We start from the raw sequence: 22,133 nt of genomic DNA, 5'->3' as shown, positions 1-22,133 counted from the left end.
TCTTTTCCTAAACATTAAATCTAAATTCAATAATGTCACCGTCTTCGACTTCATAGTCTTTTCCTTCAAGGCGCAACTTGCCGGCTTCTTTAACCTTTTGCATTGTTTCATATTTGTCCAAGTCAGCAAATGAAACAACTTCAGCACGGATAAAGCCACGTTCAAAGTCTGAGTGAATTACACCAGCAACTTGTGGGGCTTTCATACCTTCATGGAAAGTCCACGCACGTGTTTCTGGTCCACCAGCTGTGAAGAATGTTCTAAGTCCTAATATATGATATGCTGCTCTGATTAAACGGTCTAGTCCTGACTCACTGACACCTTCAGCCTCTAAAAATTCAGCTTTTTCATCATCATCAAGTCCAGCTATTTCTTCTTCAGTAGCAGCTGAAATTCCTAAGCACTCAGCATTTTCACTTTCTGCATGCTTTTTAACGATTTGGAAGTATTGGTCACTTTCGGGATCAGCCATAGAATCTTCAGCAATATTGGCAACATAGATAACTGGCTTAGCTGTCAATAGGAACAAGCCTTTAACAATTTTTTGCTCTTCTTCATTAAAACTGATTGAGCGTACGGCCTTGCCTTCTTCTAAAACTGGTTTGATTTTTTCCAAAACATCAAGTTCAGCTTTAGCTTCCTTATCTTTTTGTTGTGCAAGCTTCTTTACCTTGTCAATTCTACGATTAACTGCATCCAAATCGGAAATTGCCAATTCCAAGTTAATGGTGTTGATGTCCTCTTCTGGATCCACCTTACCAGTTACAGAGGTAATGTTGTCATCTTCAAAGGCACGTACTACATGAACAATCGCATCTGTTTGACGAATGTTTTCTAAGAACTTGTTACCAAGCCCTTCACCTTTTGACGCACCCTTAACCAAACCTGCAATATCAGTAAATTCAAAAGTTGTGTGAACAATTTTTTTCGCAGGTACTAATTCCTGAATTCGTGCCAAACGCTTATCAGGTACTTCGACCATCCCTACATTTGGTTCAATCGTGGCGAATGGGTAGTTAGCCATTTCGGCCCCCGCCTTAGTAATTGCGTTAAATAAGGTTGACTTCCCAACATTTGGCAATCCAACAATACCAGCAGTTAATGACATCTTTATCCTCTTCTTTTTACTTCTAAATTAATTATTATCTTGATTAAAATTTGGTTGGGCAATATTTTCCTTTGGTACAAAGAATTCATTTTTCTTATTTACAGGATCATTTGCCTTAGTTAAAACTTTTTTGAGATTATGTTCAAACTTTGATCTCGGCATCATTACAATGTGACCACAGCCCATACACTTTAAACGAATGTCAGCGCCCAAGCGCAAAATTTCCCATTCATTCACTTTACAGGCATGAGGTTTTTTCATCAAAACTGTATCTGCCAAGCTATAAGTGATTGCCTTATTCATCAAGATCAACACCCAAGATATCGAGAATTCTATTCAGCTCATCGACTGAAGAAAATCCAATTGATAAACGACCGTTACCTTTTTTGCTTTCGGAAATATTAACTTTGGAACCCAACTTATCAGATAATTGATGTTCACTTTCCCTAATAAAGGCTGACTTTTTGGTCGTTTTCTTATGAGGCTTCTTTGCATTAAGACTAGCTACAAGGGCTTCTACCTTGCGAACAGGCATCCCCTCTTTAACTACCTGCTTGGCAACCTCATCAATTTTATCTTTGTTTTTTAGCCCTAGCAGTGTTCTAGCCTGACCCATTGAAAGGTCACCATGCTGCAGAAGGTGCTTGGTTTTGCTAGGCAAAGTAAGCAAACGTAGGTAGTTGGCAATATATGGACGTGACTTGCCCATCCGCTTTGAAACTTCTTCTTGTGTTAAACCCAAATTCTTTTGCAGCATTTCATAAGCTTGCGCTTCTTCTAACGGTGTCAAATCCTCACGTTGCAAGTTCTCAAGAACAGCCACTTCCATCATTTGGCTTTCGGTAAAGTCACGTACAATCGCTGGAATTGTTGTTTTCTTGGCTAGCTTAGAAGCACGATAACGACGCTCACCTGCAATAATTTCATAACCATTAACGGATTTACGGACAATAATTGGTTGAAAAACGCCGTTTTCCTTAATTGAATCCGATAATTCTTTCAGGGTTTTATCGTCAAAACTCTTACGCGGTTGATAAGGATTGGGCCTAATATCGCCGAGATCAAGGTCCTTAATTTCTTCTTCAGTTTCTTCAATCTGTGGCTCATCCTCAAACAAAGCTTCAATCCCACGGCCAAGACCGCCTTTTCGCTTCATTTCTTTATTTTTTGAGTCTCTTTCCATGATTCTTCAACACCTCCTTAGCTAAATCATCGTATACCTTGGCACCTCTTGAATTAGGTGCGTATTCTGTAATTGCTTCGCCATAACTTGGAGCTTCTGCCAGTTTAGTTATCCGAGGAATAATAGTTTTATAAACCTTATCTGTGAAGTAAGATTTTACCTCTTTAACAACTTCTGCGCCTAAATTAGTTCGTGCATCCAGCATAGTCATCAATACGCCTTCAACACCTAAGTCCTTGTTAAAGTGCTTTTGAACTAGACGAATGGTATTAAGCAATTGACTTAGCCCTTCCATTGCATAGTACTCACTTTGAACTGGAATTAAAATTGAATTTGAAGCTGTAAAGGCATTAATTGATAATTGTCCTAAAGAAGGCGGACAATCAATGAAAATGAAATCATAATCGCCACTAACTGTATCAAGCGCTGACTTTAGTCTTGTTTCGCGTGCCATCATGCTGATTAGTTCAGTTTCTGCTCCTGAAAGATTAATGGTGGCTGGCACCAAATCCAGCTTATCAGTTGAAGTATGGAAAATTGTGTCTTTGAGTGGAACATCGTTAATCAACACACTGTAAATATCTTGATCAATTTCCGATTTTTCAATTCCTAAACCAGAAGTTGCATTCCCCTGAGGATCAATATCGACAATTAAAACGCGGTAACCACGTTCTGCAATCGAAGCCGCCAAATTAATAGTAGTGGTGGTTTTACCAACACCACCCTTTTGGTTAGCAACCGAAATTACACTTACCATATTTTCCATGTGCAACCTACTTTCTCTTTAATTCAATCGTAATCATATAGTCGTCAGGCGTGTTGTTCTCTTTGACCTTAACCTTGATACCCGATTCCTTGGCTAACTTAACTGCACGCTTAATTGTGTTAATTTGAACCTGCATATCTTTAGGTACCCGATTAACAGCACGCTTTGTCTTTTCTGCCTTATCTTGGTCTTTTTTGTTTTCAAAGTAGCCATCAACATCTTTGACAATTTTTTCTGTGTCGCTAACGTTGAGGTTATTAGCCAAAATTTCGTCTAACACACGTCCTTGGTCCTTCTGACTTAAACCTACCAGACAACGGCCATGACGTGGCGAAATTTCTCCACTAGCTAGGTAACTTTGAACTTTAGGCGATAACTTCAACAATCTCATCTTGTTGGCAACATATGATTGAGATTTACCAATATTTTGCGCAAGAGCTGTTTGCGTCAAATTATTTAGTTTCATTAAATTATTATATGCTTGCGCCTCATCGATTGGATTTAAGTCTTCTCTTTGTAAGTTTTCAATCAGCGCTAATGATGCAGCTTGAGCTTCATCCATATTGTTAACAATTGCAGGAATGGTTTCCCAGCCTAAATGTTTAGCAGCACGAAAACGACGCTCACCTGCAATGATTTCATATTGCTCGCCCTGTTCGCGAACCACAATTGGTTGCAGCAATCCTTCCTTATCAAGCGTCGTTGCTAATTCACGAATTGACTCATCGGAAAACTCACGTCTTGGTTGATAAGAATTTGGAACGATTTTAGTTAATTCAATATCTTGAATTTGTTTATCTTTAGGAATTTCATCGTGATGTCTTAAAGAAGAAAATAGTGACATATGATTGTCCCCCTATTAATGAATTGGTTTACGATGCGGTGTTCCCGCTTGTCGTGGATATTTCTTGGGTGTCATTTTAACTTTTTGAACAAGAATCAGCGTTCTTTCTTCGTCACTATAAGGTAATTGCAGTTCTTCAACCTCACTTACCTTGCCACCAAGAGTTGTGATTGCCTTTTGACTATCTTTTAACTCATCATCAGCTTTAGGTCCCTTAAGTGCAATGAAGTTACCATCTTTTTTGACTAGCGGTAAGCAATATTCACTCAATACCGCCATATTGGCAACTGCACGAGCAGTTACAAGATCAAACTGTTCACGGTATTGCTTATTTTGACCGACATCTTCGGCGCGACCATGAACAAGTGTTACATCCTTTAGATCTAACTTATCAACAAGTTCTTGCAAAAAAGTTAATCGCTTACCTAGAGAATCAACAATAGTGACTTTGATTTCTGGTTTTATAATTTTGAGCGGAATTGATGGGAAACCCGCACCAGCACCAACATCGCATAATTCACTGCCTGATTTAAAAAGTTCATCAAACATGAATAGTGGCGTAACACTATCAAAAAAGTGCTTAAGATAAACATCATTTTCTTCAGTAATTCGCGTGAGGTTAACATGCTGATTAGCTTCAATCAAACTAGTAAAGTATTGGTTAAATTGGTTGATTTGCTTTTCATTTAATTTAAAATTACGCTTTGATAATTCTTGGACAAATTGTTCAGGATTCATTTTTCACCCGTGAAACCTTGTTTCACACCCTATAAATTTAACGCTAAAAGCGGCTTATTGTAAAGCCATTATATCTTATTAATTATGAAATATTTTTTGACTGCCGTCAAAGTCTAAATCAGCAAAATACGCTATAATATCGTCAAAGGAGATCAATATGATTGTTACTTTAATTGTTTTAGTCTATTTGGCCCTAAAAACATATAAGGGATACCAAACCGGTTTTACCAAATTAATTATTAATTTGATTTTCGCAGCAGTTGTTTTTATCGCTGCAATCTTATTTCAAAATCCTGTTGGCAATTGGCTTTATAGCCAAATTACTGGTCAAAACATTCAAACCAGTTTGACTCCCAGTACCAATTTAATGATTTTTCGGTTCTTAGCCTTTTTCATCATTTTATTTGTTGGCAAATGGCTAATCAAAATTGTTAAAGGCTGGTTTCCAAGCAAAAAGCCTCACTCAACCAATTTTGGTACGCTTTTAGATGGTGTTTTAGGCGCAACCGCTCAATTTTTTGCTAGCTACTTTTTCGTCTATATAATTTTGTCGATGCTCAATGCTTTGCAAAATCCATGGTTTATTCAGCAAACACTTAATTCACCATTTTTACGTTTCATAATTTATAGTACACCAGGCCTATCTAACGGTATGTTCAACTATATTTTTAGTATTAGTCGGACAGCTGCATAAAAAAGTTAAATAAATGAAAAAGCAACTACGATTGCTTTTTTTGTTATCTTTTTTCAGATTAACTTTTTCCATTTAAAAATATGACAAATTAATTGGTGATTGTAGTAAACTAGTTTTGGTAAGATTATTTAGCAATAATATATGAAATTTTGGAGGAAAAAAGTGGATAAAAAATCAGTGCTTAAAAAAATAAAGACACTTTCTGCTGCAATCTTGCTTGCTGCTCCGGTTGCAAGCTCAAGTATCGTTTCAGTTGTTAGCGCTGCTGATGAGGCTCAATCACCTCAAAGCAGTCAAACAACTCAAACACAGCAACCTAGTCAAACTGAACAATCAGGTAAAACTGACCAAACAGATCAAACTGGGAAAGCTGATCAAACAAAGACGCCGTCTTCATCTAATCAGACAAAAGCGCCTTCGACCACAAATAAGGAGCAAACAACAACTGCTTCAAATAAAAAGGTTAAGACTTTTAAAGTAGCCATTGTTAAGAAGAACTACGGCATTTATCAGGGCAATTTTGAGAACAAAAAATCTAGCTCAAAATACTTCCACAAGACTTTTAATGTCAGCAAAACTTTTACCCACAACGGTAAAAAATACTACTGGATTAACCAAAAGGGCAAGCCAGCAATTGGCTACATTAATAAAAATGCTGTCGCAACACCAAACCAAGCCAAAATTGTTAAGGCGCCATATGTCAGCCAATATGTTCCAGTTAAAACACCTTGGGGCTGTGCAGGTGCTTCAATGTCAATGCTACTTGGCTCACAAGGTCAAAAGATTACTGCAAGTTTCTTAAAGAAAGTACAAGACAACTTACCAATGCAACCAACTAAGGGTGGTCAAAAAGGTAATGTTTATACTGGTGTCGGTTTTGGCTATGTAATCAGCCCAGGTGCTTTAGCTAAATATGCTCGTACCTTTAAGACAGGTAAAAATGTTATTAACATTTCTAGCAAGAAATTAACCTTAGACGACATTAGAATGTACGTTCAAGGTGGAAAGCCAGTTCTTTACTACGGCTTCTCTTCATACCAAAAACCTGGTGACAATGTACGCAACCACTGCAAAGTTATTGTTGGCTATGAAAAAGGTAAATTCCTAGTTTATGACCCTCTATACTACTCAAAGCATGATGGTGCTGGTACTGGTGGTAAGAATATGAGCTACGACCATGGTGCAATTGCTTGGCTTCCAAAAGCAACAATTCAACACGAATTTTGCCACAAGGCTATCACTATTAAATAAACTCAATTATCTTAAAAACCGAAGCTGATTAAATCTCAGTTTCGGTTTTTTGCTACTTAATAAAAACAGTTTTTATCTCTACAGATCAAAATTATCATATTCAACGTGTTCATCATTATATACAAAAACGGCACCAATTCGATCAGGATCATCATGCCAGCCTTCAATTGGATGTCCCGCAAAGAAAAGCCGTTTGCATTCGATTTCAGCTTCAACTGAATCCTTAGTAAAAGTAGTTATACCAGCCAAATCAGTTTCTACTGGATAGCCAGTTCTTGGATCAATCAAATGATGATACTTATGACCATCTACAACTAGATAGCGCTCATAAGTACCACTGGTTACAGCTGAGCACTCTGGAACCGTTACTGTTGAAATGTTATTACCACGTGGCTTTTTAGGGTCTTGAACACCAACCGTCCACTGACCACTCGCACGCTTAGGCGAATCATTAACAAGCAAAATGTTACCACCAAGATTGATGATGCCAGCTCTGACGCCGTAAGCATGCCAAAAGTCACGAATTCGATCAGCAATCCAGCCCTTAGCAATGCCACCTAAGTCGAGTTCCATTCCCGGTTTCTTCAAATAGACTGTTTGATTTTCATCATCTAATTCAACACTAAATGGATCAATTAATTTCATTTTTTCTTGTATCTGTTCATCAGTAGGAACATGCGCATCCTTAAATCCAATTGCCCACAGTTTAACTAACGGACCAATCAATGCATTAAAGCCAAAGTTTTCGCGGCTTTGTTCAACTGCTAACTTAACCAAACCATAGACAGCACTTGAAACCTGAACTCGCTCCTTACCTGCAGCGTGATTAATATCCATTACTTCTGAATTTTCACGATTTACCGTCAATAAATCTTCGTAGTGATCAATCAGATCAAACGTTTCATTAATCAAAGTATCATCAGTTGTACCAAAAATTTGTAAAGTAATTGAAGTACCTAAGGCATGATGCTGACCTGTTGCCTGCTCTAAAGTTAAATTTTCAATCATTATGTTTTCTATTTCTCCAAGTATTTTTCTCTAATTAGTTCTTGCATTTGGTCATCAATCTCAAGTTCATTAGTAATGTATGAATCAAGACCACCAAAATTTTTATTTATAGTGATTAAGCTGGTGTCAAAATAAGAATTAGCAACCGAGCCTAAAACACGCATATTAGCGCGGAAATTATCATTTTCTCCTACCTGCTTAAAGTGCTGATCACGAACTGCACGATAATCATTCAACATGTAGTTTGAATAAAGATAGTCCTGCCGAATTACTTCCATATCTACGCCTAAAATGTATAAAATGATAATCGTTACCAGCCCCGTACGGTCCTTACCTTCAGAACAATGATAAAGAATTGCCCCGTCATCATTTTCTGCTATCAATTCAATAATATGATGAAAGCTTTGCTTGGCTGATTTGCTAAGGATATGGTGATGATAGCGGCGACACATCAACTTAAAACCTGCATATTGATCTTTACGATATTCAGCAAATTCTTTACTCATATCCAGTCCGTGCCCGCCAGTATTATCTTCAGCAGAAAGTGGACAAGCATAATGCTCTACATTGTCCAGCTCTTTATCCGGGTTTTGTTTACATTCAGCTGGTGAACGTAAATCAATAATTGTACGTAAACCGTAATCTAGCAAGTACTGCTCATCAGCTGGCGTTATTTCACTTATATTACCAGTTCTCAGTAGACGGTGTGTTCGAATTTTACGGCCATCAGATCCTACATATCCTCCAATATCACGGGGATTACGAACAGATTTTATTGGCAAGACAATTGGGGCAGTCATAGACAATTTCCTTCCTAACAAAAATAACCGGATAGTTAATCCTATCCGGTTATTTTACTCTCTGCTAAACAATCTAGCAAAAGATTATTTGTTTGCTTGTTCAATAAACTTGAAGAAGTTATCCATCATACCGTCTAATTGCTTGATTGTTGCTTCGTCAGTTAATTCACCAGTTTCTTTGTCAAACTTGCTTGGAGCTTGACCAATCAATACTTCGTTACCTGGCAAAACATTAGCACTCATATCTGGTGAAAGTAAAATTTCACGCATATCTTCTTGTGCACGACCAGTACCTTGAGTACCGTATGAAGCACCAGCAACAGCAACTGGCTTCATCTTCATTACGTTAGGACCAGCGTGTGAACCTAACCATTCAAGACTGCTCTTTAATGCAGCAGGAATAGTGTGGTCATATTCTGGTGTAGTGATGATGATACCATCAGCATTCTTAACGTCTTCAATCCAAGGCTTGATAGTTTCATCAGCCATTTCTGTTCTACAGAATGGTGTTAACTTATCAATTTCTTTTACTTCAATATCTGCTTTGTCACCATAACGCTTAGCAATAAACTTTGCTAAAAAACGATTGTATGAGAAATCAGCGTTTGTACCAACAATTGCTAAAATTTTCATTCTTGGTCCTCCTACTTAGTAACTTGTGCGTACCAACTATCAACTTCATCGAAGAAGTGACCTAAGAATTCAACAGAAGACTTATCAGTTAAGTCACCATTTTCATCAAATTGTTGAGGTGCAACACCCATCATAAACTCATCGCCGTTAAAAATCTTAGCACCAAAGCCAGGTGCAGTCATCAAACTCTTTAAACGACTTTGTGAACGTGAAGCACCTTGAGGCATTGGAGAAGTTGAAACAATAGCAACTGGCTTACCCTTAAATGGGTGTGTTGCACTTGATAACCATTCAAGTGCGCTACTTAAAGCACTAGTTACAGAGTGTTGTTGCTCTGGTGAACCGATCAAGACCAAATCAGCATCTTCAATTTCTTTAGTCAAAGTTTGAATAGCTTCAGGAGCGTCTTCACCTTCTTTAAACATTGGCAAGCCTTTAACAGTTGCTAGTTTAAAGTCATATTTGTCAGCAAATTCCTTAGAGATAAACTTAAGTAATGCTTCATTAAACGAATTATTGGCATTTGAACCAGATAATGCAAGGATTTTCATAAAAACCACCTTTCAAGAAAAATAATTTCTTAAATAATTATAACATCATCTGTATTTTTTGAACAAAAAACATAATCATAAACCTATAGAAGTTTAATCTTTTTATTCTATAACCCTTGTTATATATGGGTTTTTCTTAAGAAATTATTTTTTATGATTTTTTTTCTTTTTTGCTCTAGCTTCTTTAACATCTTCAGTATCGAACAGAGAAACGGTGCTAGTCTCACTTAGCCAATCGTTAATAACCGCGTCATTAAGCTGCGCAGACAACACGTTTACGATTTGCGTTTGCGAAAAGCTTGCAATGCCATTAACGATTAAAGACGCAATTCCGATAGTGGTAATCCAATTGGCAATTACAATGTTTTTGATTTTTTCATTTGTATGGCTGTCATCCGGATACTGCTCTTTAAACTTAAGAATTCCGAGCTCAATCAAAGTATCTGAAATAACTTTGCTGCCAAACTTTCCATCAACAAACATTGCACGAAAAAGATTTTCATGTTGCTCAGCAAATTCAATGTACGACAAATCCATATCTACCATAGGTTCACTGGTATATTGCTTTTGCAAAATATTACTTCTAAGGCTGTCCGCAATTTGCCGCAAAACCTCGTTGCGCAGCTCATCCATGCTCTCAAACTCAAGATACAATGGCTGTGTTGAAAAGTGGCCTGCTTTAGCAATATTTCGGGCAGTTAAGCTTTCAATACCATCTTTAACAACCATTTTATAAGCAATAGCTAAAATTTTCTTTTTCCCAATTTCTTTTTTTCTTGCCATAAGGTTTTTTCCTTGATTAATTTAGTACCTATAATTTTCCCTGCTCGTTATTAGGTAATTACGGCAGTCAAACCATTAAACTGCCCATACCTGCAGAAAACTCTTTAATTTTCGTTATCCGAAAATTCATCGTAATATGACGAAACCATATCACTAATTTCGTCTTTACTTAGACCTTGTGATGCGCAAAATGAAAAGAATGCAGCTGATAAAATATAGCCTCTCTCGCGATCATCCGTTAAATTATCAGAAAATCTCAAGTTAATACTTTGATTCTCATAATCTGTTGTTATTTCAATTGCTTTATCTTCTGGAAGTTCCATTTTCTACCTCAATTTTTCATTACTTAACTCTTGGCTTGTCACTCAATTTTCTATAGTTATTTGCTATGGCGTAAAATCGCGACTCCACAATACAAAAACATCTTCTTTAACATAATTTTTTGCTATTTTCTCTTAAAAAAACATTTCGGTTCAAATGACTAATAATTGTCTTAAAGAAACCTAATTTTTAATCGGTTTATTGAATTGACAACAGTACCATCTCATAAAATAACAATTAATTATCCAATGATAAGAATAGTAAATTTAAAACTATTTTGTCAAGAACAATATGCTATTTTATACCTAAAAATATTAGTTACTCTAATAGTATCAACGAATAACGTTACCTAATAATAAACCCGAAAAGTGAAAATTTACTATTAAAAAGCAATAAAAAATAGCTAGTTTAATTATTGTTAAAACTGTTCGTACACAATAACAAAATAATTAAGCCAGCTATGACAGGTATATACTAATTAAAGAACTACTGTTTTTTTATCATTTCGCCATCCATCATTTCGTAAATATGATCAGCATATTTTTCCAATCTCGGATCATGGGTCACTAAAATGACTGCCTTTTGGTAATTTTTGGCAAGGTTTTTAAACAATTGACCTACTTCATCTACATTTTTACTATCAAGTGATGCTGTTGGCTCATCTGCCAGTAAAATTTTGGGGTTGGCATAAAGTGCCCGAGCAATTGCGGCACGTTGCTGCTGACCACCAGACAGCTCACTCGGATACTTATTTACTAGTCCGGTAATTCCCAACTGTTCTAATAACTTGTCCATTGTTGCTTGGGTAAGGTTGCCCTGCTTTTTTACATGATCAACAAGTTCAAACTGCTCTTTAACCGTTAAAAAAGGAACCAAGTTGTATGCCTGCAAAACAAAACCAATCTGGTTCAGACGCAATGCATTACTTTGCTTAGCAGAAATATTAGCAATATCCTCACCGTTAATGTAAACCTGTCCAGATGTCGGCTTTTGTAAAGAACCTGCAATCGTTAAAAAAGTGCTTTTACCTGCTCCAGACGGTCCCATGATTAACACAACTTCGCCTTCATTGGCCTTGAAATCTATTTGCTTAAGCGCTTGAACTTCTGCTGCACCTGTTCCATATACTTTCTGAACATTTTTCAATTCAATAACTGCCATTTTATTCACCTATCGCCTTAGCTGGATCTACCTTTAAAATTGATCTAATCGGAATTAAGCTACCGATAATTCCTGTTAATAGCATGCCGCATGTTCCACTTAAAATGATTTGCGGTGTAAAGCTCATTGGAACTGCAGTAGGCAAAACTTTTGCTGTTAACCACATTGCAGCCAAACCAATAATTACCCCAACTACAACCAAAATAACCGATTGGCTGACTGTTGCTGCTACTAAAGTTCTACTTGGAATTCCTTGAGCCCTCATTACAGCAAAATTATGCATCTTTTGCATTGTCAGAATGTACAAAAAGACAGCAATAATAATTAACGAAATAACAAACAAAAAGCCAATCATTAATTGGAAAGTCATATTTTGAGCTGTGTAACCCGGCAGCTTTTTAATGAACTGAGCAATCGGGTAAGTCTTACTGTTAGCGTGATTATAACTGTAATTTGCATTCCGAGAAATTATTGCAGATGCCTTTATATTAGGCATCCCTTGACGTAATTTGCGCCAACTTGCTAACGAACCATAAATAATTGGTGCAATATTTATCTTAGCGTTTTTAACAAAACCAACAATACGATACTTGTTTGCGGAGCCGTTTAATTCAAGCTTGTCACCTAGCTTATAGCCTTTTGTCTGAAAGGCTTGATCGACCACAACTTCACGATCCTTTTTGGCTTTTCTACCAGCAATTAATTCTTGATCATCGTAAATAAACTGATCTTTCTTTATCCCAATAAACTGGGCCGAAACCTGTGGGCGGTTACTGTTTTTAGCAACTACCGGTGTTTGACCAAGTAAGGCTTCATTTTTGGTTAACTTGGTTTTGCTCAAATCATCTTTAGTTAAAAGTGATTGACTCATGCTCACATTAGCATTTTTATTTAATACCACTTGCTTGGCATCCCAAGACTCAATTGCCTGCGTATTTTCACTCGCTAAACCAACTGCTAGTGACGATAAGATAAAGATTAAGTAGCTGATTAGGAAAATCATTAAAATGATTAATCCGTAACGCAGCTTTTCCCGTTTAATTTCTTTAATCGCTAAAAACATTAATCTGACTCCTTCTTAAGTAGCGTCAAGCCCGCCTTAAGCTTAGACAAAACAAACTCTCTTTGCGTTGGTTCAGCCAGTATTTCCCTAATAGCAGCATGACTGAGAACCATAGCGCTCCAATTTTGCGGACTTAATTTAACTAACACATCCTGAGGAAATGGCTTATTAACTGTGCTCTCGTTATACAACATATGCATTTTAACTAATTTGGCATATTTACTACCTTGCGTTTGATCAATGAAATCAACCACATTCTGATAAAAAATTTCAGGCTGATAGTCTGCTGGCGTCTTAACAAAAGAATGAATTTGTTTCATTGCGAGCTGATACAGATATTCGTATGCATCAGACAAATCTTCAAAGTACTTGTAAAAAGCTCCACGCGCAATTTCAGCTTCTTTAACAATCCGGGCCACCTGTGCCTCAGCCAACGGATGATTGCTAAATTCGTTGAGTAAAGCTTGGGTAATCTTCTCTTTTTTGTCCTGCGGTAAATTTACGAAAGTTGGTTTTACCATTTCCTCATCTCCTTTTTTAGCAAAGTGACACCATGTCACTTTTTGTAAAATATTAACTCTTATAATTTTTTCCGTCAATCAAAAAGCTCCCGCAATTTTTAGCCAGCCTAAAAATTGGGCAATAAAAAAGAGCTCTTTTTCGAACTCCTTTACCTATTTATTTAAGCACTAATAATCGATTGTAATAGTTTATCCTGGCCACATGATCACGGTATGAGATTTTAGCTAATGCGCAGTTATCAATTGTTTCAAATGCATTGATGTCTCCGGCTGTAAAATAGTGGGCAAACATCATTCTAATTAACGTGCCATGACAAACAACCAAAATCTTTTTATCGAGATATTTTTCCTGTAATTCATCGAGGAAGTTGCCGCAACGTTGATCAAGTTCCGCAAAAGTCTCGCCGTGTGGCGCGTATTTAACGTAATTGGCTGCCGCTTTTCCCCATGGATCAAGCGCATCCGGATACTTTTTACCTAATTCCGTTAGGTATTTTCCATCCCACTCACCGAAATTGAACTCTACTAAGCGCTCATCAGTAATTATTTCTTTTTGTCCTTTGGTAAAAATTTGTGCTGTCGTCAACGCCCTTTTCATCGGACTACAAAATACAAGGTCAAATTGATTAGGATCAAAATTTGCTGCAGCTTCTTCTGCATATGTACGCCCCTCTTGGTCAAGGTCATGATCAAACCGTGACCCCTGAATTTTCCTAGTCTTATTTAAATCTGTCTGACCGTGCCGTACAAAAACAATTTCCATGCTAATCTCCATTTACTAACTTATCGGTATTAATGTCGCTTGAAGTCAAAGTCTGTTCGAAAGACATACCTACTAGATGTACTTTCTTCAGCAACAAACTGAAAGCCAAAATCATCAAATTTCTGCAAATCTTCTGGCTGCTTAAGTTGATTTTCTGAAATAAAACGAACCATTTCACCTCGTGCCATTTTAGCATGAACGCCAACTGTCTTCCATTGCCCATTTTTTTGTTCCTGAAAATCAATCGTAATCATTTGTCGTTTACCAGATAAGTACGGCGTAATATTCTTTGAATATTCCTTTGAAGCCAAATTAATTACGACATTATTTTTATCAAAGAGATTATTGGCCAAAGTTTCGCCCCAATATTTATAAAGGTTTGGTTCTCTAAAACCTAAAACTTTGTTCTTCATCTCTAAACGGTATGGCAACACACCATCAAATGGCCGCAAAACACCATAGAGACCAGACAAAATGCGCACATTTTTCTGCAGGTATGCTAAGGCTTCAGCTGTAAACAAGTCTGGTGCCATGTACTGATATTGAATACCTGAATACGAGATAATTGCTGGCGTTAAGCCCTCTACTTCAGTTATGTCCAGGGCAGCGAGTTGTTTTTGTCCTTCTTCAGTAGTGCGGTCACTTCCACCCCAAATTGCCTTTAATTGCGTAAAACTGCATTTTTTTAAAAAATCGGATAGTTCTTTTGCCTGGGTTAAAAACTGTGGCTGTGATTTCGCCGCAAAGGCATTAGTATCAACTTTCATTTTCATTGCTGGTGAGATAATAATTTTCATCTTTCGTATTTACCGCCTTTTAGGTTAAACTTAATAGTATGAGTATTAAGGAGAGAGATTTAATGAATCCTGATTTTGCTATTATCTTAAATTTTAAACTAAAAAGCACCAAAGATGTAGATGCTGATTTTTTAGTAAAAACTGCACGCAATATTGGTGCTAGAGCTGTTGCAACCGATCAATTACAAGCTGACTTCGAAAAGGCTTGTGCTAAATATACAATTGCCCTAGTTGATGCGCAAACTGGAGTTGATTTAACTCCTGACAATGTAATTGATGAAATTGTTAATCACCGTAAAGATGGAAACAGCATATTTATCAATGTTGAAGTGGATTCTGCTAATTCACTTAGTGAAAGCACGACAGAAATGTTCACTACAATCAACAACTGGATGCACATTTTTGGCCACGCTTTAAACGAAAGTGAACCATGCGCATGTACTAGCGACAACGGTTTCGTCTTGCAAAACCGTCACATGCAGTATCAAAAATATGTTTTTGTTAAAAAACCACTAGCACAAGAAGTAGTGGTAGACGGTATTGCAGTTGAACCTAACCGAATCGAAATGATCGAAAAGCGAACTGAACCAAAATTTAGCTATGAAAATGGCAAACTAACTATTGACTTAGCAGATATTCCTGAAAGTGATTTTGACTGGCAAATTATTCGTGTACAGGAGCACCGGCCAGAAGACGATATTAAAGAAACTAAATTTTAAAATAATAAAGCGGCTAATTATAGCCGCTTTATTTGTTTTCTCTTCACATGAGTTTGTGATGTCTCATAAGTATCTTTACTACAATTAATCTAGTCAAATTGAACGTCAAAAAGGCTAATAAATTACGCTATTCAAACGTAAATTTATTAGCCTTTTACTTTAAATTTTTTATTTATTCTTTAGAGAATTTATTTTATTTTCGTAATCGGAAATTACTAGTTTGACGTTTTGCTTGCCACGGTGCCTGCCATAGGCAACAATTGCTGCTCCAAGAGCTCCAATGACTAGCAAAACCACACCTATAATAAAGAGTCCAGTATTTCTTTCATAGAAATAGTAACAAAGTACAAAGCCGATTGCTGCAACTGCTAGCAAGGTCTGTAACCAAGACTGCAAGTTTTGCAGCATCTTCTTTTGATAATTAACTTCGTTTTCATAACCTACTTTTATTTTTTCGAGGTCCATTGTTACACCATTTTTGTTTCTAGTATTTGAGTCCTGGATTAAATACACCGAGAACAACACCTACGAAAGCAACACCAATTAGAATTATCATAGTCCAGATAGCAGAAACGTGCTTTTTAGACATTAGCCACCAGCAAAATAATGTTACGATTACTGTCAAAATACCAGGAAAAATTCCGTCTAATTGCTTTTGTAAATCAAGGAATACATGACCGGTATTGTCTTTCAATTGCAAAGAAGTCGTAACGTTGACCCAAGTAGCAAGAACACCACCGACAACCATACCACCAACAATTGAAATTGCTCGTCTAACAGCTTTTCCCTGTTTTCCTACTAAGAAGCCTACAGCTTTATCTCCTAGCTTATAGCCTCGGAAGTAAAGGAAGCGTTGACCAAAGTATGCAATAATATCCCATACAATAATGTAAAAAATAGCACCAACTGGTGACCCATTTCTCGACATCCCTAAAGCAATACCAAGTAAAATTGGAATTAAGGTACCATCAATTAAAGAGTCACCAATTCCGGCAATCGGCCCCATCAAACCTGCACGCATGTCGTTAATAGTTTGACTATCAATGTTTTCACCATTTGCTCGTGCTTCTTCAAGGCTGGCTGTAGCACCAACGATAACTGACCCTAGCATTGGGTTGGTGTTGAAGAAAGCTGTATATGCCTTAATGTTATTAGTCTGTGTTTCATTATCATTTGGATATAATTCCTTGATAATTGGCAGCATAGAACATAAATAACCAAAAGTTTGCATGTGTTCTTGTGAAAAACAAGTTAATGCGCCCCAAAACCAGATGTTAAACGACTTGCTTAGAGTCTTATGGCTAATTTTTCTTTTTTCTGCATCCATTTTTAGATGTCCTCCTCTTCTTCATCATCAATCCCGTTTTCATTTGATGAAGCATAACTTGCTCCTGGAGTTTCTGATCCTTTTGCCATTTCAATTTCGTACATAATTACAGCAAATAATAAAGAAATAACTGTTACAGCTACAAGGTTTAGGTGCAATGAAGCAGCTAGAGTGAAACCAACTAAAAATGGAATAAAATCAAGTGCCTTATTAATAATTTGACGCAGTAAGATAGCAATACCAACACATGGTAGCATCGCACCAACAGTAAACAGGGTCTTCATTGGGATACCGTCCATTGGTAACGCAGTTCTCAAAGCAGTTACAGCTTGTGAACCATAGTGCGTCATTAAAACTGTTGGTAAGAATGAAAATACTAGATGGGATAACCAAGGCCAACCAAAATCAACTCCGTAAAGTCGATTCAATTTACCTTTTTCAATATCCTTCCAACCGAAGGCTTGCCAAATTAAGTTCATAAATGCTACTGCATAAAATAAAACTGAACCAACTGTACCAACAAGTGTAGCAAGGGATTTAGCCATATTAGCGGCTGCTGAGCCCATAGGATCAAGGCCACGTGATGAAATTGCAACCATAGCAAGAGGAATACCTATGTATGAAATTGCTCGTACATCGGCAGCAACAGTACCACCAGGTGTAACTAAAGCAATATAAACTAACTGAGTTGCGACACCACAGGCTATTCCCAAAGGAAGATTGCCTAAAACAATACCACATACCAGACCACCAACTAATGGTCGTCCAATAGTATAATTACCGACTGCTTGCCCAGCCATACAGGAATTTGAGCACAAACATGCAAACACTCCTAGAATGGCTGCTTGAAACCAACTTATAGTCATTTTTTCTCCTTCTTTTGATAATCATTAGAACTACATAGATTTATCTTAATAACCAAATTTTCCTTTGAACTTATCCCAGTAACCTAATTGCTTATCTGGTAATAAAGCAAAATGAATTTTGTATCCTTTTTGACTAATTGCCTCAAAGGCATCACCTTCTTCTTGGGTAAAAGACTGATTGCTACCTAACTTTATTGCCCCTGGACGATCGTTTCCTGGCCCAACTATTAACTCCTTTTGATCACTTGGAACAAAATCAAGATCAACCAAAATATGTTTCATATCTTGTGGATTCTTTGTTATCAAAAAGTAGCGTGTCTTCGAATTTAGAACCTTATCCTTAACATCATTGAAATGATCCATCGTCCAGATAAACGTTTTCTTACCCTGATCTTCACCTGCGGATTTATAAGCAGATTTTAAGATTGGATTTGTTGCAGACTTATCATTTACTGCTATGATTCCGTCACAAGGACGTTCTTTTGCCCAACGCGTTGTAATCAACCCGTGAATTATCCTGTCATCAACTCTAATTAATGAAATAGTCATTGCTTTTCCTCCGAAATTTAAATATCATCTTCGTCATCAAACGAACTTTGTGGGATTTCATATTGCTTTATTGCCTTCTCACCCTCACTCAAAGCTGACTTAATTAACTCTTCCTTAGGCATAGTATCTAAGGAAACAAGTGCAGTTAGTGCCATCGGAAAGTTCATTCCACCTATCACAACAGTGTTTGCAAAATAGCTATGCTCAGAAAAGACATTTAAAAAAGTGGTCAATGGACTCCCACCAATTATGTCGGCAATAATGACGAATTCATCTTCTTTTTTAAACTCTTTTTTTTGCAGAAAGTCTTTAACTTTGTTAGAAAAGTCCTCAGCCGAATCACCGTTATGAAGACATAGTGCAAAACATTGCTCAATGGCATCTCCAGCAAACATTTCCAATGAAGTTTTTACTCCTTCAGCAAATTGCCCATGAGATACCAAAATCAAATATTTCAATAATTCATTCCTCTCTTCCTTAAGCTTAAGTTAAAATTAGCACAATCTTTATTTATGCTGACAGTGCTAAATGTCATTAAATAGAGTGTGACAATTGTCATTAATTTAAAGCGCTTTCTATAATTTTATTGAACGAATTTATTTTTTCAGCAATAATGACTACATAAGCGATAGACTTTTAAATAAACGAGATGATGACATGAAATTAATCGGTAAAAAAAAGCAGCATAATAAAGATTCCACCCACAAAACAAGTATTATTTTTGTTTGTGAAATAGTCGTTGCTGCTTTTTTTGTTTTGTTAAATTATGTAGCTTTTATCGTATACCCTAGTAAAAATGAGCAAGTTAAAATTGGATCAACTTATATGACAATGAATAACAGCTTTTACCCCGTTCTAAATGAACAGATTGCCAATTATGTCGAAAATCGCCACGGCAGGCTGTACAACAGAGATCCTGCTCTAATAGTAACCAAACAAGTTGAAGAACTTTATTCATTTATACGTCAAGGCGTTAAAGCAATTATTATCAATCCCGTTGATGGCAATAGCATGAAAATTCAAAATGCTCTCCGGTTAGCTAAAAAGAAAGGAATCAAAATTATAATAGTTGACTCCCAAATGAAATCTGCTGACTACGCCGATTGCACAATCCTATCTGATAATTATCGTGCCGGACAATTATGTGCTCAACATTTGTTAGCACATAAAAATGCTGCGAAAATCCTTCTTTTAGAACACTATTCGGCTTACTCGGCTAATAATCGAATCCAAGGGTTTACCGATACAATTAAAAAATCACCAAAAGCAGGTAATTTTCATATTGTTGGTAAAATCAATACTTACGGTCAGTCAGAAATAGCCTTACCTTTGGTGGAAAAAGCCATTAAAAAAGGACCCAAATTTAATACGATTATGGCTTTAAATGATCAGGCAGCAGTTGGCGCTTTGGCTGCAATCGATGAAGTAAATCTAAAACGTCAAATAGATGTCTATAGCGTTGATGGATCAGAGAACATGAAAAAGCTTCTAGGCGTTAATCATAATGCCATAGCTACTTCTGCTCAAACCCCAGTAAATATAGGTAAAACTGCTGTTAAAGTTGCATATAAATTAATCAACGGTCAAAAAGTGCCGAAAAAAATAATTTTGCCTGTTTATTTAATTACAAATAAAAATATCAATCATTACAACGTTTTAGGGTGGCAATGATGCCTAAATTTAAAGTTTTAATATTTTTACGAAGAACTATGCTGTGGCTAAACTTTTTTGCCATTTTATTTAATGCCACCCTATTTGTCTATGCCACAGACTACGTAATCAAAAGTTCCCAATCATATCAATTTCTTGAATCATTACATCATATTCCTGATTCGCCACAAGCAATTTTTTGGGAAAGTATGATCAGTTTCTCAGTCCTAGCAGCCGTAATGGCTTTTCATCATCATTATGTTAAAGACAATGCTAAGTTAAGCAACACAACTGTTTTCATAGAATTTACTTTAGCTATTTTGGTTTTTCTATCTTTACGTCTAACATATAACGGCATTTTCCTACTAGTTTTTGTGGATTTTATCATCAGTAACCGTAATCAATATGACTTTCGTGACTATTTAATATGGATTGTCGTAGTTGCATTTTTACTTTTTTTGCTGGTAATCACAGACTATTCAATTCTCAGTCACTTTATGACCTTACCCGATTTAACTATTTATCTAAATTTTTTACCTATTAGCATTGGACCAAAACTACTAGTATTAAAAAACTTTATGACCATCTTAAACCTGTCTTTGTTCGTTTTAATTTTGATCTACTTCGCTATTTATCAATTAAATCAGGAAAACGATATTCAAAATAAATTGGCACTGGCCTCCAAAGCGAATTATGAATTGAAAAACTATGCTGCACTATCGGAGTACATTGCTAAAGATCGCGAACGAAAACGCATTGCGCGTGATATACATGACTCAGTGGGCCACGCCTTAACAGGTATCGCGGCGGGGATTGATGCAACTCTAGTTTTAATTGACATTAATAAAGATGAAGCTAAAAACCAGTTGGAAAAGATTCAAATCGCTGTTAAGCAAGGGATTAAAGATGTGCGCAAAGCCTTAAACCGAATCCGTCCTGGAGCGTTAAATAATTATACTTTGAAAGAGTCTTTGAAAAAGATGCTAAAGGAATATGCTGATATTTCCCGCATTAAAATTGATTTTTCTTATCACTGGGGCTCAGCGGACTTTGAAAAAACAACTGAGGATGTGGTTTTTCGTATTATTGAAGAGTCGATTACTAATTCACTTAGACATGGACATGCAAGCCAGGTTTCTATTGCGTGCACTAAGCCCAATCAAAATACTTATCAAATGGTAATTAAAGATAATGGCTTAGGAGCTAAGGAAATTATACCTGGTTATGGTATTACTCAAATGAAGGAGCGTGTAGCTATTATAAACGGCAAAATCAGTTTCGATGGTCAAAATGGTTTTAAAATTGTGGTCGATATTCCAGTAGAGGATGATTCATATGATTAAAATAATGATAGCTGATGATCAACAACTAATAAGAGATTCGCTAAAGATAATTCTTGAAGCTAATAAGGACTTTTCTGTTACAGATACTGTTGCAAATGGTCAAGAAGTTTTGGAAAGCATAAAAAAGAAAAAGCCCGATATTATTTTAATGGATGTACGCATGCCCGTGATGGACGGTACTGTTTGTACAAAATATGTCAAAGAAAAGTATCCGAACATTAAAGTAATAATCTTGACTACTTTCGATGATGACGATTTTATCTTTAGTGCATTAAAATATGGGGCTTCAGGTTACTTACTAAAAGGTGCATCAACACAAGAACTCTATAAAGCAATCCAAACGGTCTACAATGGTGGTGCAATGATAAACCCAGATATCGCTGAAAAGGTCTTTCGTCTCTTTTCCAAGATGGCTCAGGCAAATTATGCAATCCAAGTTAATGACAAGGACACTCAAAATTTTTCTAAGCATGAGTGGCGTGTAATTCAACAAGTTGGTTTGGGACTGTCTAATAAAGAAATTGCAGCTAAACTATTTTTATCGGAAGGAACTGTCCGTAACTATATCTCAAAAATCTTAGATAAGTTACAACTGCGTGATCGTACACAATTAGCAATTTGGGCTGTTCAAACTGGGGTTACAAGCGAGAATATTAAGGACGATAATGAAACTCAAAACTAAAATTTTTATATT

Annotated in this window: 28 protein-coding genes; 6 read left to right on the top strand and 22 right to left on the bottom strand. The window is 36.5% G+C overall.

Annotation, left to right across the window (positions count from 1 at the left end; translation table 11 throughout):
* Positions 1-7 precede the first annotated feature (7 nt).
* The 6 genes from ychF to rsmG are packed head-to-tail and all read right to left on the bottom strand — an operon-like array spanning position 8 to position 4,639.
* On the bottom strand, positions 8-1,108 hold the full coding sequence (gene ychF / locus H3T48_RS06960; RefSeq protein WP_074426017.1) for a redox-regulated ATPase YchF: 1,101 nt from the start codon (positions 1,106-1,108) through the stop codon (positions 8-10).
* A gap of 27 nt (positions 1,109-1,135) precedes the next feature.
* Positions 1,136-1,411, bottom strand: coding sequence for a DUF951 domain-containing protein (locus H3T48_RS06955; RefSeq protein ID WP_187158523.1), 276 nt, complete (start codon positions 1,409-1,411; stop codon positions 1,136-1,138).
* Positions 1,404-2,291: a ParB/RepB/Spo0J family partition protein gene (locus H3T48_RS06950; protein ID WP_187158524.1), complete on the bottom strand. Its 888-nt coding sequence runs from the start codon at positions 2,289-2,291 to the stop codon at positions 1,404-1,406. The genes H3T48_RS06955 and H3T48_RS06950 overlap by 8 nt, the downstream gene beginning before the upstream one ends.
* On the bottom strand, positions 2,269-3,048 hold the full coding sequence (locus H3T48_RS06945) for a ParA family protein (protein ID WP_122034307.1): 780 nt from the start codon (positions 3,046-3,048) through the stop codon (positions 2,269-2,271). The genes H3T48_RS06950 and H3T48_RS06945 overlap by 23 nt, the downstream gene beginning before the upstream one ends.
* Positions 3,049-3,064: 16 nt before the next feature.
* Complete coding sequence (gene noc, locus H3T48_RS06940) at positions 3,065-3,901, bottom strand: nucleoid occlusion protein (protein WP_122034189.1); 837 nt, start codon at positions 3,899-3,901, stop codon at positions 3,065-3,067.
* Between the two features lie 15 nt (positions 3,902-3,916).
* On the bottom strand, positions 3,917-4,639 hold the full coding sequence (gene rsmG, locus H3T48_RS06935; protein WP_109715071.1) for a 16S rRNA (guanine(527)-N(7))-methyltransferase RsmG: 723 nt from the start codon (positions 4,637-4,639) through the stop codon (positions 3,917-3,919).
* 157 nt (positions 4,640-4,796) lie between these two features.
* Between rsmG and H3T48_RS06930 the strand changes: the two genes are divergently transcribed.
* Together H3T48_RS06930 and H3T48_RS08955 are read left to right on the top strand one after the other, a co-directional pair.
* Positions 4,797-5,333, top strand: coding sequence for a CvpA family protein (locus H3T48_RS06930; protein ID WP_198188971.1), 537 nt, complete (start codon positions 4,797-4,799; stop codon positions 5,331-5,333).
* A gap of 162 nt (positions 5,334-5,495) precedes the next feature.
* On the top strand, positions 5,496-6,584 hold the full coding sequence (locus tag H3T48_RS08955; RefSeq protein ID WP_370567535.1) for a C39 family peptidase: 1,089 nt from the start codon (positions 5,496-5,498) through the stop codon (positions 6,582-6,584).
* A 78-nt stretch (positions 6,585-6,662) separates the two neighbouring features.
* Here H3T48_RS08955 and H3T48_RS06920 read toward each other — a convergent pair whose 3' ends face one another.
* The 11 genes from H3T48_RS06920 to yaaA form a co-directional block, all read right to left on the bottom strand.
* A complete protein-coding gene (locus H3T48_RS06920) occupies positions 6,663-7,592 on the bottom strand; it encodes an FAD:protein FMN transferase (RefSeq protein WP_198188970.1) in 930 nt (309 codons plus the stop codon).
* Positions 7,593-7,600: 8 nt separating this feature from the next.
* Positions 7,601-8,392, bottom strand: a complete 792-nt coding sequence (locus H3T48_RS06915) for a tyrosine-protein phosphatase (protein WP_198188969.1) — start codon at positions 8,390-8,392, stop codon at positions 7,601-7,603.
* Positions 8,393-8,476: 84 nt separating this feature from the next.
* A complete protein-coding gene (locus H3T48_RS06910; RefSeq protein ID WP_187158530.1) occupies positions 8,477-9,025 on the bottom strand; it encodes an NADPH-dependent FMN reductase in 549 nt (182 codons plus the stop codon).
* A gap of 11 nt (positions 9,026-9,036) precedes the next feature.
* A complete protein-coding gene (locus tag H3T48_RS06905) occupies positions 9,037-9,576 on the bottom strand; it encodes an NADPH-dependent FMN reductase (protein ID WP_187158531.1) in 540 nt (179 codons plus the stop codon).
* 144 nt (positions 9,577-9,720) lie between these two features.
* On the bottom strand, positions 9,721-10,359 hold the full coding sequence (locus tag H3T48_RS06900; RefSeq protein ID WP_187158532.1) for a TetR/AcrR family transcriptional regulator: 639 nt from the start codon (positions 10,357-10,359) through the stop codon (positions 9,721-9,723).
* Positions 10,360-10,463: 104 nt separating this feature from the next.
* The gene (locus H3T48_RS06895) at positions 10,464-10,682 is read right to left on the bottom strand and encodes a hypothetical protein (protein ID WP_122034173.1); all 219 of its coding nucleotides are present in this window, start codon (positions 10,680-10,682) and stop codon (positions 10,464-10,466) included.
* A gap of 484 nt (positions 10,683-11,166) precedes the next feature.
* Positions 11,167-11,841 (bottom strand): ABC transporter ATP-binding protein, encoded by a 675-nt coding sequence (locus H3T48_RS06890; RefSeq protein ID WP_109715065.1) that lies wholly within the window; start codon positions 11,839-11,841, stop codon positions 11,167-11,169.
* 1 nt (position 11,842) lies between these two features.
* Entirely contained in the window at positions 11,843-12,904 is a 1,062-nt protein-coding gene (locus tag H3T48_RS06885; RefSeq protein WP_198188968.1) for an ABC transporter permease, read from the bottom strand.
* Positions 12,904-13,425 (bottom strand): TetR/AcrR family transcriptional regulator, encoded by a 522-nt coding sequence (locus H3T48_RS06880; protein WP_198188967.1) that lies wholly within the window; start codon positions 13,423-13,425, stop codon positions 12,904-12,906. Before H3T48_RS06880 ends, H3T48_RS06885 begins: the two co-directional genes overlap by 1 nt.
* Before the next feature lie 157 nt (positions 13,426-13,582).
* A complete protein-coding gene (locus tag H3T48_RS06875; RefSeq protein WP_198188966.1) occupies positions 13,583-14,188 on the bottom strand; it encodes a histidine phosphatase family protein in 606 nt (201 codons plus the stop codon).
* 29 nt (positions 14,189-14,217) lie between these two features.
* Positions 14,218-14,985 carry a peroxide stress protein YaaA gene (gene yaaA, locus H3T48_RS06870; protein WP_198188965.1) on the bottom strand — a complete coding sequence of 256 codons (768 nt, stop codon included), beginning with the start codon at positions 14,983-14,985 and terminating at the stop codon, positions 14,218-14,220.
* A gap of 62 nt (positions 14,986-15,047) precedes the next feature.
* Here yaaA and H3T48_RS06865 point away from each other — a divergent pair, with 62 nt between their 5' ends.
* Positions 15,048-15,704: a hypothetical protein gene (locus H3T48_RS06865; RefSeq protein WP_187158537.1), complete on the top strand. Its 657-nt coding sequence runs from the start codon at positions 15,048-15,050 to the stop codon at positions 15,702-15,704.
* A 168-nt stretch (positions 15,705-15,872) separates the two neighbouring features.
* Here H3T48_RS06865 and H3T48_RS06860 read toward each other — a convergent pair whose 3' ends face one another.
* From H3T48_RS06860 to H3T48_RS06840, 5 genes are read right to left on the bottom strand one after another with little or no spacing between them, the layout of a single operon-like run.
* Entirely contained in the window at positions 15,873-16,217 is a 345-nt protein-coding gene (locus H3T48_RS06860; protein ID WP_278956181.1) for a DUF202 domain-containing protein, read from the bottom strand.
* Positions 16,189-17,031, bottom strand: a complete 843-nt coding sequence (locus tag H3T48_RS06855; protein ID WP_198188964.1) for a PTS system mannose/fructose/sorbose family transporter subunit IID — start codon at positions 17,029-17,031, stop codon at positions 16,189-16,191. Before H3T48_RS06855 ends, H3T48_RS06860 begins: the two co-directional genes overlap by 29 nt.
* 2 nt (positions 17,032-17,033) lie before the next feature.
* Positions 17,034-17,897: a PTS sugar transporter subunit IIC gene (locus H3T48_RS06850; RefSeq protein WP_198188963.1), complete on the bottom strand. Its 864-nt coding sequence runs from the start codon at positions 17,895-17,897 to the stop codon at positions 17,034-17,036.
* Positions 17,898-17,942: 45 nt separating this feature from the next.
* Positions 17,943-18,446 carry a PTS sugar transporter subunit IIB gene (locus H3T48_RS06845; RefSeq protein ID WP_187158540.1) on the bottom strand — a complete coding sequence of 168 codons (504 nt, stop codon included), beginning with the start codon at positions 18,444-18,446 and terminating at the stop codon, positions 17,943-17,945.
* A 17-nt stretch (positions 18,447-18,463) separates the two neighbouring features.
* Positions 18,464-18,904, bottom strand: a complete 441-nt coding sequence (locus H3T48_RS06840) for a PTS sugar transporter subunit IIA (RefSeq protein WP_198188962.1) — start codon at positions 18,902-18,904, stop codon at positions 18,464-18,466.
* 199 nt (positions 18,905-19,103) lie between these two features.
* Between H3T48_RS06840 and H3T48_RS06835 the strand changes: the two genes are divergently transcribed.
* The 3 genes from H3T48_RS06835 to H3T48_RS06825 are packed head-to-tail and all read left to right on the top strand — an operon-like array spanning position 19,104 to position 22,121.
* Positions 19,104-20,117, top strand: coding sequence for a substrate-binding domain-containing protein (locus H3T48_RS06835; RefSeq protein WP_187158542.1), 1,014 nt, complete (start codon positions 19,104-19,106; stop codon positions 20,115-20,117).
* Positions 20,117-21,439, top strand: a complete 1,323-nt coding sequence (locus tag H3T48_RS06830; RefSeq protein WP_232349901.1) for a sensor histidine kinase — start codon at positions 20,117-20,119, stop codon at positions 21,437-21,439. The genes H3T48_RS06835 and H3T48_RS06830 overlap by 1 nt, the downstream gene beginning before the upstream one ends.
* The gene (locus tag H3T48_RS06825; RefSeq protein WP_187158544.1) at positions 21,432-22,121 is read left to right on the top strand and encodes a response regulator transcription factor; all 690 of its coding nucleotides are present in this window, start codon (positions 21,432-21,434) and stop codon (positions 22,119-22,121) included. Before H3T48_RS06830 ends, H3T48_RS06825 begins: the two co-directional genes overlap by 8 nt.
* The last annotated feature ends 12 nt before the right edge of the window (positions 22,122-22,133 follow it).

The sequence above is a fragment of the Lactobacillus sp. M0403 genome (assembly GCF_016101265.1).
Classification (GTDB): domain Bacteria; phylum Bacillota; class Bacilli; order Lactobacillales; family Lactobacillaceae; genus Lactobacillus; species Lactobacillus apis.
The sequence above is the reverse complement of the archived record's forward strand: the minus strand, read 5'-3'. Positions and strand labels throughout refer to the sequence as shown.

Bases quoted from the DNA above. Each gene is read 5' to 3' on its own strand.
- H3T48_RS06875 (WP_198188966.1), bottom strand. From the start codon at position 14,188: ATGGAAATTGTTTTTGTACGGCACGGTCAGACAGATTTAAATAAGACT.
- H3T48_RS06950 (WP_187158524.1), bottom strand. From the start codon at position 2,291: ATGGAAAGAGACTCAAAAAATAAAGAAATGAAGCGAAAAGGCGGTCTT.
- H3T48_RS06885 (WP_198188968.1), bottom strand. From the start codon at position 12,904: ATGTTTTTAGCGATTAAAGAAATTAAACGGGAAAAGCTGCGTTACGGA.
- H3T48_RS06915 (WP_198188969.1), bottom strand. From the start codon at position 8,392: ATGACTGCCCCAATTGTCTTGCCAATAAAATCTGTTCGTAATCCCCGT.
- H3T48_RS06905 (WP_187158531.1), bottom strand. From the start codon at position 9,576: ATGAAAATCCTTGCATTATCTGGTTCAAATGCCAATAATTCGTTTAAT.
- H3T48_RS06890 (WP_109715065.1), bottom strand. From the start codon at position 11,841: ATGGCAGTTATTGAATTGAAAAATGTTCAGAAAGTATATGGAACAGGT.
- H3T48_RS06910 (WP_187158530.1), bottom strand. From the start codon at position 9,025: ATGAAAATTTTAGCAATTGTTGGTACAAACGCTGATTTCTCATACAAT.
- H3T48_RS06855 (WP_198188964.1), bottom strand. From the start codon at position 17,031: ATGGATGCAGAAAAAAGAAAAATTAGCCATAAGACTCTAAGCAAGTCG.
- H3T48_RS06845 (WP_187158540.1), bottom strand. From the start codon at position 18,446: ATGACTATTTCATTAATTAGAGTTGATGACAGGATAATTCACGGGTTG.
- H3T48_RS06920 (WP_198188970.1), bottom strand. From the start codon at position 7,592: ATGATTGAAAATTTAACTTTAGAGCAGGCAACAGGTCAGCATCATGCC.
- ychF (WP_074426017.1), bottom strand. From the start codon at position 1,108: ATGTCATTAACTGCTGGTATTGTTGGATTGCCAAATGTTGGGAAGTCA.
- H3T48_RS06835 (WP_187158542.1), top strand. From the start codon at position 19,104: ATGAAATTAATCGGTAAAAAAAAGCAGCATAATAAAGATTCCACCCAC.
- yaaA (WP_198188965.1), bottom strand. From the start codon at position 14,985: ATGAAAATTATTATCTCACCAGCAATGAAAATGAAAGTTGATACTAAT.
- noc (WP_122034189.1), bottom strand. From the start codon at position 3,901: ATGTCACTATTTTCTTCTTTAAGACATCACGATGAAATTCCTAAAGAT.
- H3T48_RS06895 (WP_122034173.1), bottom strand. From the start codon at position 10,682: ATGGAACTTCCAGAAGATAAAGCAATTGAAATAACAACAGATTATGAG.
- H3T48_RS06830 (WP_232349901.1), top strand. From the start codon at position 20,117: ATGCCTAAATTTAAAGTTTTAATATTTTTACGAAGAACTATGCTGTGG.
- H3T48_RS06850 (WP_198188963.1), bottom strand. From the start codon at position 17,897: ATGACTATAAGTTGGTTTCAAGCAGCCATTCTAGGAGTGTTTGCATGT.
- H3T48_RS06880 (WP_198188967.1), bottom strand. From the start codon at position 13,425: ATGGTAAAACCAACTTTCGTAAATTTACCGCAGGACAAAAAAGAGAAG.
- H3T48_RS06900 (WP_187158532.1), bottom strand. From the start codon at position 10,359: ATGGCAAGAAAAAAAGAAATTGGGAAAAAGAAAATTTTAGCTATTGCT.
- rsmG (WP_109715071.1), bottom strand. From the start codon at position 4,639: ATGAATCCTGAACAATTTGTCCAAGAATTATCAAAGCGTAATTTTAAA.
- H3T48_RS06955 (WP_187158523.1), bottom strand. From the start codon at position 1,411: ATGAATAAGGCAATCACTTATAGCTTGGCAGATACAGTTTTGATGAAA.
- H3T48_RS06945 (WP_122034307.1), bottom strand. From the start codon at position 3,048: ATGGTAAGTGTAATTTCGGTTGCTAACCAAAAGGGTGGTGTTGGTAAA.
- H3T48_RS06865 (WP_187158537.1), top strand. From the start codon at position 15,048: ATGAATCCTGATTTTGCTATTATCTTAAATTTTAAACTAAAAAGCACC.
- H3T48_RS06825 (WP_187158544.1), top strand. From the start codon at position 21,432: ATGATTAAAATAATGATAGCTGATGATCAACAACTAATAAGAGATTCG.
- H3T48_RS06930 (WP_198188971.1), top strand. From the start codon at position 4,797: ATGATTGTTACTTTAATTGTTTTAGTCTATTTGGCCCTAAAAACATAT.